This window comes from Rhizobium sp. O111 (assembly GCF_055616315.1).
Map to the genome: position 1 here is coordinate 3585001 of NZ_JBSHXL010000001.1, position 13041 is coordinate 3598041.

Annotated in this window: 10 protein-coding genes, 1 tRNA gene and 2 rRNA genes; 4 read left to right on the top strand and 9 right to left on the bottom strand. The window is 59.1% G+C overall.

Features of this window, described 5'->3' with window-relative positions:
* Positions 1-349 precede the first annotated feature (349 nt).
* The 3 genes from ACVTFQ_RS17865 to ACVTFQ_RS17875 all read left to right on the top strand — a co-directional run bounded on the left by ACVTFQ_RS17865 (position 350) and on the right by ACVTFQ_RS17875 (position 3818).
* Positions 350-3252 (top strand): 23S ribosomal RNA (locus tag ACVTFQ_RS17865).
* Positions 3253-3386: 134 nt separating this feature from the next.
* A 5S ribosomal RNA gene (gene rrf / locus ACVTFQ_RS17870) occupies positions 3387-3501 on the top strand.
* 240 nt (positions 3502-3741) lie between these two features.
* Positions 3742-3818 (top strand) — tRNA-Met (locus ACVTFQ_RS17875).
* A 27-nt stretch (positions 3819-3845) separates the two neighbouring features.
* Here the strand turns inward: ACVTFQ_RS17875 and ACVTFQ_RS17880 are convergent.
* From ACVTFQ_RS17880 to ACVTFQ_RS17910, 7 genes are all read right to left on the bottom strand, one after another.
* On the bottom strand, positions 3846-4298 hold the full coding sequence (locus tag ACVTFQ_RS17880; protein ID WP_111563022.1) for a hypothetical protein: 453 nt from the start codon (positions 4296-4298) through the stop codon (positions 3846-3848).
* A gap of 87 nt (positions 4299-4385) precedes the next feature.
* On the bottom strand, positions 4386-5606 hold the full coding sequence (locus tag ACVTFQ_RS17885; RefSeq protein ID WP_111563023.1) for an alpha/beta hydrolase: 1221 nt from the start codon (positions 5604-5606) through the stop codon (positions 4386-4388).
* A gap of 178 nt (positions 5607-5784) precedes the next feature.
* Entirely contained in the window at positions 5785-6768 is a 984-nt protein-coding gene (locus tag ACVTFQ_RS17890; protein ID WP_112437352.1) for an ABC transporter ATP-binding protein, read from the bottom strand.
* Positions 6761-7768, bottom strand: coding sequence for an ABC transporter ATP-binding protein (locus tag ACVTFQ_RS17895; RefSeq protein ID WP_111563025.1), 1008 nt, complete (start codon positions 7766-7768; stop codon positions 6761-6763). The genes ACVTFQ_RS17890 and ACVTFQ_RS17895 overlap by 8 nt, the downstream gene beginning before the upstream one ends.
* A gap of 13 nt (positions 7769-7781) precedes the next feature.
* Positions 7782-8699: an ABC transporter permease gene (locus ACVTFQ_RS17900; protein ID WP_047506491.1), complete on the bottom strand. Its 918-nt coding sequence runs from the start codon at positions 8697-8699 to the stop codon at positions 7782-7784.
* Positions 8696-9619, bottom strand: a complete 924-nt coding sequence (locus ACVTFQ_RS17905; RefSeq protein ID WP_018899078.1) for an ABC transporter permease subunit — start codon at positions 9617-9619, stop codon at positions 8696-8698. Before ACVTFQ_RS17905 ends, ACVTFQ_RS17900 begins: the two co-directional genes overlap by 4 nt.
* A 275-nt stretch (positions 9620-9894) precedes the next feature.
* On the bottom strand, positions 9895-11475 hold the full coding sequence (locus ACVTFQ_RS17910) for a peptide ABC transporter substrate-binding protein (RefSeq protein WP_111563027.1): 1581 nt from the start codon (positions 11473-11475) through the stop codon (positions 9895-9897).
* A 487-nt stretch (positions 11476-11962) separates the two neighbouring features.
* On the opposite strand from ACVTFQ_RS17910, the gene ACVTFQ_RS17915 reads away from it, so the two are divergent.
* Complete coding sequence (locus ACVTFQ_RS17915; protein ID WP_111563028.1) at positions 11963-12421, top strand: GFA family protein; 459 nt, start codon at positions 11963-11965, stop codon at positions 12419-12421.
* Between the two features lie 42 nt (positions 12422-12463).
* Here the strand turns inward: ACVTFQ_RS17915 and ACVTFQ_RS17920 are convergent, their stop codons facing one another.
* The gene (locus ACVTFQ_RS17920; protein WP_111563029.1) at positions 12464-12757 is read right to left on the bottom strand and encodes a CcdB family protein; all 294 of its coding nucleotides are present in this window, start codon (positions 12755-12757) and stop codon (positions 12464-12466) included.
* The gene (locus tag ACVTFQ_RS17925) at positions 12757-12987 is read right to left on the bottom strand and encodes a type II toxin-antitoxin system CcdA family antitoxin (protein ID WP_018899082.1); all 231 of its coding nucleotides are present in this window, start codon (positions 12985-12987) and stop codon (positions 12757-12759) included. Before ACVTFQ_RS17925 ends, ACVTFQ_RS17920 begins: the two co-directional genes overlap by 1 nt.
* Positions 12988-13041 lie beyond the last annotated feature (54 nt).

Sequence of the window (13041 nt, forward strand, 5' to 3'; positions counted from 1 at the left end):
CGAGCCCAGTTCCAATGACGTCGTGAATGGCCTAGCCGGCCGGAAGCGAAAGAGGGACTGGAGGTAGGTAGGAAGCTTGTCGCTCTGGATCGTCGTTGTTCGGTGCCTTGTTGCACTGTCTGACGGACGATCGGATTACCGTTGCCTGACCGCGCGGTACCGGATTTAATCTCGAGAAGCTGGTCTTAAAGATCGGACACAAGCGAACTGCTCGGCGTAGTTCCAATAAAGTGATCCGATCGAACACGTCGATGGCATTGTTGGATTGGCTGGGTTGTAAAAGGTAACCCTGCCTGTTGTCGTTCTCTTCGAGAACGGGAGCCAGATGATGAGCATTGGCAATGAGAACGATTAAGTGTCGTAAGGGCATTTGGTGGATGCCTTGGCATGCACAGGCGATGAAGGACGTGATACGCTGCGAAAAGCCGTGGGGAGCTGCGAATAAGCTTTGATCCATGGATATCCGAATGGGGAAACCCACCTTAAATGCTTGGAAAATCTTTCTGGTTGTCGGACCGTTGGTCCGACGTTACGGCGAACGATCGCCGACGGCCTCTGGCCTGTATGGGAACTTCCTATACAGCGCAGAGCGCGTCGCCGGTCGTCCGGCGTTAGAAACCTGAAAGGTTTCCAAGCATTGTGATAAGGTATCTACATCTGAATAAAATAGGGTGTAAGAAGCGAACTCGGGGAACTGAAACATCTAAGTACCCGAAGGAAAGGACATCAACCGAGACTCCGCAAGTAGTGGCGAGCGAACGCGGACCAGGCCAGTGGCAATGAGGAATAAAGCGGAACCTTCTGGAAAGTTGGGCCGTAGCGGGTGATAGCCCCGTACGCGTAGAACACTCATTGTCCTAGAGTAGGGCGGGGCACGTGAAACCCTGTCTGAACGTGGGTAGACCACTATCCAAGCCTAAGTACTCGTGCATGACCGATAGCGAACAAGTACCGTGAGGGAAAGGTGAAAAGCACCCCGACAAGGGGAGTGAAATAGAACCTGAAACCGGATGCCTACAAACAGTCGGAGCCTGAAAGGGTGACGGCGTACCTTTTGTATAATGGGTCAACGACTTAGTGTAACAAGCAAGCTTAAGCCGGTAGGTGTAGGCGAAGCGAAAGCGAGTCTGAATAGGGCGATTTAGTTTGTTGCATTAGACCCGAAACCGAGTGATCTAGCCATGAGCAGGTTGAAGGTTGGGTAACACCAACTGGAGGACCGAACCCGCATCTGTTGCAATAGATTGGGATGACTTGTGGTTAGGGGTGAAAGGCCAATCAAACTCGGAAATAGCTGGTTCTCCGCGAAATCTATTTAGGTAGAGCGTCGAGCGAATACCCCGGGGGGTAGAGCACTGGATGGGCTATGGGGACTCACCGTCTTACTGATCCTAACCAAACTCCGAATACCCGGGAGTACTACTCGGCAGACACACGGCGGGTGCTAACGTCCGTCGTGAAAAGGGCAACAACCCTAACCTCCAGCTAAGGTCCCCAAGTCATGGCTAAGTGGGAAAGGATGTGAGGATCCCAAAACAACCAGGATGTTGGCTTAGAAGCAGCCATCATTTAAAGAAAGCGTAACAGCTCACTGGTCTAAATAAGGGTCTTTGCGCCGAAAATGTAACGGGGCTGAAGCCATGCACCGAAGCTGAGGATTTGCACTATGTGCAAGTGGTAGCGGAGCGTTCCGTAAGCCTGTGAAGGGACAGTCGTGAGACATCCTGGAGGTATCGGAAGTGCGAATGTTGACATGAGTAACGATAAAGAGGGTGAGAGACCCTCTCGCCGAAAGACCAAGGGTTCCTGCTTAAAGTTAATCTGAGCAGGGTTAGCCGGCCCCTAAGGCGAGGCGGAAACGCGTAGTCGATGGGAACCACGTTAATATTCGTGGGCCTGGTGGTAGTGACGGATTGCGTAACTTGTATTCACTTATTGGATTGTGGGTGCAGGGAAGCGGTTCCAGGAAATAGCTCCATCATTATAGACCGTACCCGAAACCGACACAGGTGGTCAGGTAGAGTATACCAAGGCGCTTGAGAGAACTATGTTGAAGGAACTCGGCAAATTGCACGCGTAACTTCGGAAGAAGCGTGACCCCATTTTACGCAAGTATGATGGGGTGGCACAGACCAGGGGGTAGCGACTGTTTATCAAAAACACAGGGCTCTGCGAAGTCGCAAGACGACGTATAGGGTCTGACGCCTGCCCGGTGCTGGAAGGTTAAAGGGAGAGGTGCAAGCTTTGAACTGAAGCCCCAGTAAACGGCGGCCGTAACTATAACGGTCCTAAGGTAGCGAAATTCCTTGTCGGGTAAGTTCCGACCTGCACGAATGGCGTAACGACTTCCCCGCTGTCTCCAACATAGACTCAGTGAAATTGAATTCCCCGTGAAGATGCGGGGTTCCTGCGGTCAGACGGAAAGACCCCGTGCACCTTTACTATAGCTTTACACTGGCATTCGTGTCGGCATGTGTAGGATAGGTGGTAGGCTTTGAAGCAGGGACGCCAGTTTCTGTGGAGCCATCCTTGAAATACCACCCTTATCGTCATGGATGTCTAACCGCGGTCCGTTATCCGGATCCGGGACAGTGTATGGTGGGTAGTTTGACTGGGGCGGTCGCCTCCGAAAGAGTAACGGAGGCGCGCGATGGTGGGCTCAGACCGGTCGGAAATCGGTCGTCGAGTGCAATGGCATAAGCCCGCCTGACTGCGAGACTGACAAGTCGAGCAGAGACGAAAGTCGGTCATAGTGATCCGGTGGTCCCGCGTGGAAGGGCCATCGCTCAACGGATAAAAGGTACGCCGGGGATAACAGGCTGATGACCCCCAAGAGTCCATATCGACGGGGTTGTTTGGCACCTCGATGTCGGCTCATCGCATCCTGGGGCTGGAGCAGGTCCCAAGGGTTTGGCTGTTCGCCAATTAAAGCGGTACGTGAGCTGGGTTCAGAACGTCGTGAGACAGTTCGGTCCCTATCTGCCGTGGGTGTAGGAATATTGACAGGATCTGTCCCTAGTACGAGAGGACCGGGATGGACATATCTCTGGTGGACCTGTTGTCGTGCCAACGGCATAGCAGGGTAGCTACATATGGAATGGATAACCGCTGAAGGCATCTAAGCGGGAAACCAACCTGAAAACGAGTATTCCCTATCAGAGCCGTGGAAGACGACCACGTTGATAGGACGGGTGTGGAAGCGCAGCAATGTGTGAAGCTTACCGTTACTAATAGCTCGATCGGCTTAATTGTTCTCATTGCTTATGCTCATGCCGTCGAAAGACGGACATGATGCTAAGACGTGTTCACACGGCGAACATGAAATGTTCGTCCGAAAAAAACGCAGTGAAAACTGCACCAGCTTCTCAAATGTTGCGCTTCGCTGACCTGGTGGTTATGGCGGGGCGGCTGCACCCGTTCCCATTCCGAACACGGCCGTGAAACGCCCCTGCGCCTATGGTACTTCGTCTTAAGACGCGGGAGAGTCGGTCGCTGCCAGGTCTGCTAAACGCAACAACAAATCTTCTCTGATCGAAACTTCGGCCCAGCCGAAAACATCGGGCCGCGCAAGCGGCCTTTTGCTTTTGGTGGTCCGAACATACAGAATGAAACTTCGGCGCACCTGGCGTATAATGGTGCGTCCCTTACAGGAACAAAACCCTATGGGTTTTGCTCCGGTAGAAGGCATAACCGCAAAGCGGTTACGCCGCCGCGCCAAAACCCATAGGGTTTTGCGCTGGACGCGGGGTGGAGCAGCCCGGTAGCTCGTCAGGCTCATAACCTGAAGGCCGCAGGTTCAAATCCTGCCCCCGCAACCAATCTTCTTTCCAACAAAGACAAAATATCTAGATCTGAACGGACACGATCGTATCGACCGACACCGTTCCCTCGACCACGCCTCGGCGTAAATCCCGCCGGCCGTGCTCGATCTCGATCACCGTATAGAGCTTGTCGTCGCGAAACGCGCTCGCCTGCGATGTCGTCACGTCTTCGGCGGGTGATGCGTCGACTTCCATGAAATCAAGCTCCCGGGACGCGGCAACGATGCGCGCGTCGCCGGTGGTGCGGGCGGCAACGGTGATGACGCCATGGCCGGGAGAATTGTCCCAGCGCGGATCGTTGGGCGAGGCGATCGGTTCCAGCCGGTAGATGTTCATCGCTTCACCGGCTCCGACATCGGGCGCGCCCAGTTGCGCCGCATCGGTGATCTGCGCCTGGCTTTCCACCGACCGTCCGAACCGGTTTGACGTGGTTGCAGTGTTGGCGGCATCCTCGCCCGTTCGCACGACATTGGACATTGCTCGTCCTCCTCGACCTTGCATGTTCATGTATCGGAAAACGAACATCGTGCGATGTCGTTCCAATATCGGTGAGGATGGCGGCGCTCAGTTGCCGGTGGAGATTAGGGACTGCTGCTGGAGATCGCCCTGCAGGGTCGCGTCGGCGCTTGCAGGCTTCCGGCGCTTGACCATCGGCGCCTCGATGATCGTCGCCGGCACGGCAACTGCGGTGGCTGCCACGGTACCGATATTGGTGACCGTCCCGCCGACGACGGCTGTAATGCCCTGTCCGAGCGTCACATTGCTGTCGGTGAGCGGCTGGCCGGTCATCAGGCGTTGGCCGATCAATTGCACGATCTCGGGGCTCTCGGCGAACTTGCCGTGGTTCAGGCGATCGTTGCTGTTGACCTTGGTAAGGTCGATCGCGGTGATGCCCGCCTCTTCCAGCTTGGTGCGATAGGGTTCGACCGTCGGATCGATCGCGCCCAGGCGCGAAACGCGGCCGGTGATGAAGCTCGAGAAAGCCAGCGCCCGGTCGTCCTGCGACACGAAGATCGTGAACTTCGGGCGCGGTGTGCCCATCTCGGCATATTGCTTGGCGAAGACCTGGATGTCGATATCGGGCGAGGCCAGGATGACGTCGCGGATCTTGCCGTTCAGGTGCCCGTCGCGAATGCCCATCTGCCTGAGCGATTCCATCGTCAGCCACGTGCCCATCGAATGCGCGAGAATGGTGATGTCCTTGACATTGGGATCGTTGACCAGTGTCCGGAGCGCCTGTTCCAGCGCGGTGCGCGAATAGTTGGTGCTTTCCTTGTCGTATTCGTAGGCGGTGATCTGCGCGCGCGACGGCCATGTGAAGAGGATCGGCGTCGCGTCCATCTTGCTGTCGTTGACGATCTGCGCCAGGCGGAAGACCGAATCCTCGTACTTGTTGTTGAAGCCGTGGATGAAGACCAGCGCGTGGCCGTTATGCATGTGCTGGCTGAGCCATGAGCGCCCCTCCTTCACCGTGCCGATCTGCTGGACGCCGGTGACCGCGAAGTCGGTCGCCGGGTTCGGCGGCAGGCGCTTTGGCCACTGCACGGTGCCAGACTTGCGGTTTGGCGGAATGGAGACTTCGACGGCGGTGAGCGACGGCTTGGGGCTGCGCTCGCCGTTGAAGAGCGTCGCCGGATCGCCCGAGGGTTCGCGTGTGGTCGCGACCAGCATGTCGACGCGGGTTGTCTTCGGCGTCGCCGCCGTCAGCGCCACGGGCGTCATCACGCCGCTTGGGTGGCCACAACTGGTCAGCAGCAGCATGACAACGAGAAACCGTACGCGCATGAAACCCCTCCGGTCTGATGGAGGCACCATAGAGCAACTCGCGCCGGAGGGAAGCCCGCAAGACTACGCAATGACCGCAGTATGGTGCTTGAGCATGTGATGATATGCGTGCTGTTGCAGGACTCACACGCTTTGCGGGAGGCAGGCGGCCACGATAACGGTGGTGGCCGCCGCTGTATCAGCGCTCGATATGGTAGCAGGCGGCCGTCTGGCCGGGCCTGACCTCTTCGCTTAGTGGCATCTCGGTCCGACAGATGTCTGTCGCCTTCCAGCAACGCGGGGAGAAGACGCAACCCTTTGGCGGGTTCAGCGGCGATGGCGGATCGCCCTGCAGGCGGATCCGCTGGCGTCCGCGTGCCAGTTTCGGGTCAGGGATCGGGGCTGCCGAAAACAGCGCCTGCGTATAGGGGTGCGCCGGCTTGTCGAACACCGTCGCGCAATCGCCGGCCTCCACCACTTTGCCGAGATAAAGCACCAGCACGTCGTCGGAGATCAGCCGCACGACCGAGAGATCGTGGCTGATGAAGATCAGCGTCAGGCCGAACTCCTTGCGCAGCTTGCGCAGAAGCGTGATCACCTGGCCCTGGATCGACACGTCGAGGGCCGAGACAGGCTCGTCGCAGATGATCAGCTTCGGCCGCGTGATAACGGCTCGGGCAATGCCGATGCGCTGCGCCTGGCCGCCCGAGAACTCGTGCGGATAGCGGTTGATCATTTCAGGCACGAGGCCGACGGCGGCCATGATCTCCTGCACCCGCTCGGCGCGCTGAGCGCGGTTGAGCTTCGGCTCGAACACCGTCAGCGGCTCGGCGATGATGTCTCCGACCGTCATGCGCGGGTCGAGCGAGGCGATCGGATCCTGGAAGATGATCTGCATGTCGCGGCGTGCGGCCCGCATCTCCTCGTCCGAGAGGTCGAGCAGGTTGCGACCCTGCCAGAGGATGCGGCCCTTCTGCGCCTTCAGGAGCCTGAGGATTGAGCGCCCGAGGGTCGACTTGCCGCAGCCCGATTCCCCGACGATACCGAGCGTACGGCCCTCGCTGAGATCGAAGCTGACATTGTTGACGGCCGTCAGCGTCAGCGGCGGCTTGAAGAAGCCCTTGGAGGGTACGTCGAACTGGGTCGTCAGGTTCTCGACCCTGAGAAGTGATCGTTCAGCCATTGGTCAGAACCTCCTCGAGGCGTGGAAAGGCATGGAAGCAGGCCGCGAGATGGCGCGGCGCCTGCACGTCGAGGCGCGGCGCAGCGTCGATACAGTCGTTCTGCACCAGCGGACAGCGCGGCGAGAAGCTGCATCCCTTCGGCAGATGCTGCAGGTTCGGCGGCCGGCCGGGAATGACGGCGAGCTGGTCGACATCCTGGTCCGGGCGCGGGATCGAGGCGTGCAGTGCCGCCGTATAAGGGTGCGCCGGATTCTCGAAGAGTTCGTCCACCGGTGCTTCCTCGACGATGCGCCCGGCATACATGACCGCCACCCGGTCGGCGAGACCGGCGACGACGCCGAGGTCGTGGGTGATCATCACAAGTGCCGTGTTCATCTCGGCGGTCAGATCGTTGAAGAGATCAAGGATCTGCGCCTGGATCGTCACGTCGAGCGCGGTGGTCGGCTCGTCGGCAATCAGGAGCTTCGGCTTCGTCAGCAGCGCCATGGCAATGACGATGCGCTGGCGCATGCCGCCGGAGAGTTCGTGCGGATAAAGGTTGAAGCGCCTGGATGGGTCGGGGATCCCGACACGCTTCAGCATGTCCAGCGCTTCGTTTGAGGCCGCACGCGCGGTAAAGCCGCGATGCACCTCGAGCTGCTCCGTCAGCTGTCGGGAGATCTTGAGCGACGGATTGAGCGCGGTCATGGGGTCCTGAAACACCATGGCCATGTCCTTGCCGCGCACATGGTCGAGCTCGCGCGGTTTCAGCGCCAGCACGTCGCGCCCTTCGAGAAGCGCCTGTCCGCTGGTCCGGCCGTTCTTCGCCAGCAATCCCATGATCCCGAGAAAGGTCTGGCTCTTGCCCGAGCCGCTCTCGCCGACGATCGCGATGCGCTCGCCGCGCTTGACGGTGAGGTTCATGTTGGAAACGGCCTTCACCTCGCCCTCGGGCGTGCGAAAGCTGATCGAGTAGTCCTTCAATTCGAGAAGGGTGTCGTTCTTGATGTCTTTTTGCATGTCAGCGATCCCTTCAGCGGTCCCTTGGGTCGAATGCATCGCGCAGGCCGTCGCCGATAAACAGCAGGCTGAGCAGCAGGGCGACGAGGAAGCCGGCCGGGAAGACGAGCAGCCACGGCATGCTCTCCATGGCGTCGGTGCCTTCGGAGATCAGCGTTCCCAATGAAGTCAAAGGCTCCTGCACGCCGAAGCCGAGATAGGAGAGAAAGCTCTCCGTCGCGATGATTTCGGGCACGGTCAGCGCCGCGAAGATGACGACAGGACCGACGAGATTGGGAATGATGTGCCGGGTAATGATCTTCAGCGGCTTCTGGCCGGAGGCACGCGCCGCTTCGATGAATTCGCGCTGCTTGAGCGACAGCGTCTGCCCACGCACGATGCGCGCCATTGTCAGCCACTCCAGCGCGCCGATCGCCGCGAAGAGCAGATAGACGTTTCGGCCGAAGATCACCATCAGCAGGATGACGAAGAGGATGTAGGGGAAGGCGTACATGATGTCGACGAAGCGCATCATGACGGCATCCACACGTCCCCCCATATAGCCGGAGATGGCGCCGTAGAGTACGCCGATGACGACGGAGACAAGCGTCGCCGTCAGCGCCACGGCCAGCGAGACGCGGGTGCCGTAAAGCACGCGGGCAAGCAGGTCGCGGCCATTCGGGTCGGTCCCGAAATAATGGCCGTCGGCAAACGAAGGCGGCGAGCGGAAGGCGGCCCAATCCGGATCCTCGTAGCCGAAGGGAATGAGGTAGGGGCCGATAAAGGCGACAAGCACGAGCAGGGTCAGCACGATGATCGACGCCACGGCCGCCTTGTTGCGACAGAGGCGGCGCAGCGCGTCGCGGGTGAGCGAACGGCTGACGGGGCTGAGACCCTCGGCCTCCAGCAGTTCGGCCGCGAGCAGCTCTCTCTTTGCGGGGTTGAGGATCATCGGTTTCTCACTTTCGGATCGAGCCAAGCATAGGCGATGTCGACGAGAAGGTTCAGGAACACGATCAGCACCATGTAGAAGATGACCGTGCCGAGAACCATGCCGTAGTCGCGGTTCAATGCGGCGTTGACGAAGTAGCGGCCGATACCGGGCAGGCCGAAGACGCTTTCGACGACCAGCGAGCCGGTTAGCAGATAGCTGGCCGCCGGGCCGAGATAGGAGACGACAGGCATCATCGCCGGCCTGAGCGCATGGCGCATGACCGTCAGTCGCGGGCCGATGCCCTTGGCCTTGGCGGTGCGGATGAAGTTCTGCCCCATCACCTCGATCATCGACCCGCGGGTGATGCGCGAGATGCGGCCGGCATGCGGCAGCGCAAGGACGACCACGGGCAGCACCAGGAATTTCAGCGATCCATTGCCCCAGCCGCCGACGGGCAGCCACTGCAGGTGAATGCCGAAGACCAGCTGCAGGATCGGCGCGATCAGGAAGTTCGGCAGCACGACGCCCACCAGGATCAGCGCGCCCAGGATGTAATCCGGCGCCTTGTTCTGGTAGAGCGCCCCAAGACAGCCGACGGCAACGCCGATGACGATGGCGAGCAGAAAGGCCGCCGTGCCGATGATGAACGTATAGGGCAGGCCGATCATGATCTGCTGCGCGACGGTGAAATCCTCGGACGCGAAAGAGGGACCGAGATCGCCCTTCAAGAGATCACCGACATAGTAGAGATATTGCAGGATCAGCGGCTTATCGAGATTATAGTGGGCCGCCAGATTCTGGAGGATCACCGGTGGCAAGGGTCTTTCGCCATCGAACGGCCCGCCTGGGGCCAATCTCAAAACGAAGAAGCAGGCTGTCACGGCGATCCACATAACGGGGATCGTCGACAGCAATCGACGGAATGCATAATTGATCATGGTGGTGACGGTCTTTCCTGCGCCGGGTCTTTCGCATCATCGCTACCAGTCGAAACTGGTTCGGCCGGATGCGAAGGCAAGAGTGTGGGAAAGGACCCCTCCCAACCCTCCCCACAAGGGGGAGGGCTTAACCCTGCCGATCCGCCGAGGCGTGGTTGGGGCAGGGTTGGCGCCGCAGGTCTTCTCCCCCCTTGTGGGGGAGATGGCCGGCAGGCCAGAGAGGGTCTTTCTCAAGGTGCAATCACCCCCGGGCAGGGTGAAGACAATGCCTCTCTTTATTCCTTGATGGACAGCCAGCGGGTACGGTGGATGTCCTGGATGTTGTCGACGAAGCCTTCGATCTTCGGCGAGACCACGTTCTTCGAAACGTAGTAGTAGATCGGCAACGCGGCGCTGTCGTCGAGTGCGATCTGTTCGGCCTTCTTGAACATCTCCGCACGCTTCGTCAGATCGGTTTCGGCATTGCCGTCCTTGATCAGCTTGTCGTAGTCGGCATTCGACCAGCGGCCATAGTTCATCTGCACGCCGGTGACGAGCAGGTTCAGGAAGTTGTCCGGATCGTTGTAGTCGGCGAGCCAGCCGGCGCGGCCAACCTGCACGTCGCCGCGCTGCAGCTGGTCATAGTGCACCTTGGTTTCGGCGTTGATGAGTTCAACATTGACGCCGAGCGGCTTCCACATGGCGGCGATCGCAACGGCGATGCGCTTGTGGTTGTCGTTGGTATTGTACTTGAGCTGCAGGGTGAGCGGCTTGTCGGGTCCGAATCCGGCTTCCGTCAAGAGCTTCTTGGCCTCTTCGACCTTCTGCTTGTAAGGCTCATCCTTCCAGGAGATGTAGGCCGGCTCGCCGTAATTGGCGGTGCCCGGCGGTACCCAGGAGTAAGCCGGCAGTTCGCCGGTGCCGAGGATCTGCGGTCCGATGACCTCGCGGTTGATCGCCATCGAAAGCGCCTGGCGCACGCGCTTGTCGGCGGTCGGGCCCTTCTGCGAATTGATGACGTAGTAGTAGAGGCCGGAGAACGGCGCGACATGCGCCTGGCCCGGCAGGTTCTTCTTCATCCACTCGTACTGGTCTGTCGGGAAGTCGGTGAGGATGTCGAATTCGCCGGCGCGGTAGCGCTTCAGCGCGGCTTCCTGGTCTTCGAGCACGAAGAACTTGGCGCCGTCGATCTTGACGTTCGCGGCATCCCAATACTTGTCGTTCTTCTTGGTGGTGACGTGGCTGCCTGGAATCCATTCCGTCGGCGTGTATGGACCATTGGTAACGATGTTGCCGATCTTCACCCAGTCGGCGCCCTTGGCGTCCACGACGTGCTTGGGCAGCGGATAGGCCGTGTAGTGCATCAGCGCGTTGAGGAAGTAGGGGGTCGGGTTCTCGAGCGTGATTTCGAGCGTCTTGTCGTCGATCGCCTTGACGCCCAGCTGGTTGAAATCGGTGATCTCGCCCTTGTTGATCTTCTCGGCGTTCTTGATGGTGAACTGCAGATAGGCGTAGTCGGCGGCGTTCTTCGGGTCCATCAGGCGCTGGAAGGCGAAAACGAAGTCGCCTGCGGTCACGGGGTGGCCATCGGACCACTGGATGCCGTCGCGCAGCTTGAAGGTATAGACCTTGCGGTCGTCTGAGATCGTCCAGCTCGCGGCCTGGCCTGCGACAGGATTGTCATGCGCGTCCTCGGTCACCAGACCTTCGAAAATGTCGCCGGCAATGCGGTTCTCCCAGTCGCCGGAGAGCTTCTGCGGATCGAGAGACTGCGGGTCGCCGCCATTGTGGATGTTGATCGTCGCCGCGTGGGCGGAGAATGCCAGCAGCGAGCCAAGCACTGCGGAGGCAAGAATTTTCTTTGTGGGGAAGTTCATGTGGGGGCCCACCTTTCTAGGCTTTTTAGCGCCTTTTATTCGTCGTTGTTCCCTTGGTGACCTGTTACGTGCAAGTCAACGCGCAACCTATCGTAAAGGTCGGCCGTTGCAAGCCCCAAAACGAAAGCTGCGAATAGCGGGGAAAACCGGGTAAAAAGACTGCCTATTAGCCGGTTAAACGTTGATATATCGCGCCAGTAATAGCGTCGGCATGAAAGATTACCCTTGTCTTCGCCGGTATCTGAACAGAGAAAAAGACAATCAGTGATTGAAAGTGGATTCTTACGGCTAGAGCATGCCTGGGTTCAAATCTGTCGTCGATGCGATAGATTATTTCGCGTTTTCAATGGGGCCGAATGACCGCCGGCGACGCGGCGATCTTGTCCTGCAAGTTGAGGGCTCGCCACAAAGCCGCATTTATTCCACCGATCCCCTTCATCTCCGCCCGCCGGGCGCTATCATCTCAACCGGAATCAGGGAGATAGAGATGAGCCAGTTGAATTTGCCGAGCGAGGGCGGTTGCCGCTGCGGTCGCGTGCGATTGAAGATCAGCGCCAAGCCGCTTTTGACCATGGCTTGCCACTGCACCGGCTGCCAGACCATGTCCTCAAGCGCCTATTCGCTGAGCGCCGCGATCCCCTCCGACGGCTTCGAGATCACCAGCGGCGAACCCGTAATCGGCGGCCTCCACGGCGCCATGTCGCACCACTATTTCTGCCCGCACTGCATGACCTGGATGTTCACGAAAACGGAAGGCATGGAGTGGTTCGTCAACCTGCGCCCGACCATGCTCGACGACACCAGCTGGTTCACGCCCTTCATCGAGACCTGGACCCGCGAGAAGCTCCCCTTCGCCGAAACCGGCGCGACGCACAGCTACGAGGCCCTGCCGGAGATGCAGGATTACGAAAAGCTGACGAAGGATTATATGGCGCGGAACGCCTAGAGCATGTCGCGTAAAAGTACGAAGCGGTTTTGCGATCGCGCTTTAGAAACCCTGGAAGAGGAAATCGAGCGCCGCGGTGATGTCGTCGCCTCGTGAGGAGAGATCGGCAACTTCCGCGCCGATCTCCGATAGTGGGACGGATGCCATCCGCTCCGTGGACATCAGATAGTTCCTGCCGTCGACCACGACGACGGGGTTTAGCCTAGACATGACGTTGACAACCTGGCTGGCAACGACCAGCGGGATCATGACGCGATTGTTGAGACGATAGAGCAGGTTCGACTGCACATCGAGGGCATAGTCGCCGCCCACTTCATAGACGCGAAAGCGCGCCATTAAAATGTGCGGTACTTGGCGAAGGGCAGCCCATGTTTCTCGACATAGGCGTTCGCTTCATCGATCGCGTCAGCGTTCTCGATCAGCCACAGCCGTTCGCGCTCGCTTTTGATGGCGCGCCTGAGGCCGTCTTCGGCGGCCTTGGAAACATTGAGGTTCAGTTCGCGCGCCTGGGAGACGAGCTCGCTGTCAAGCGACAGGTTGGCTGCCTTGCGACGGGTCTGAGGCATGATCGGTCTCCTGATATGCGCATATGATATGCGCATATCAGGCAGAAGCAAATA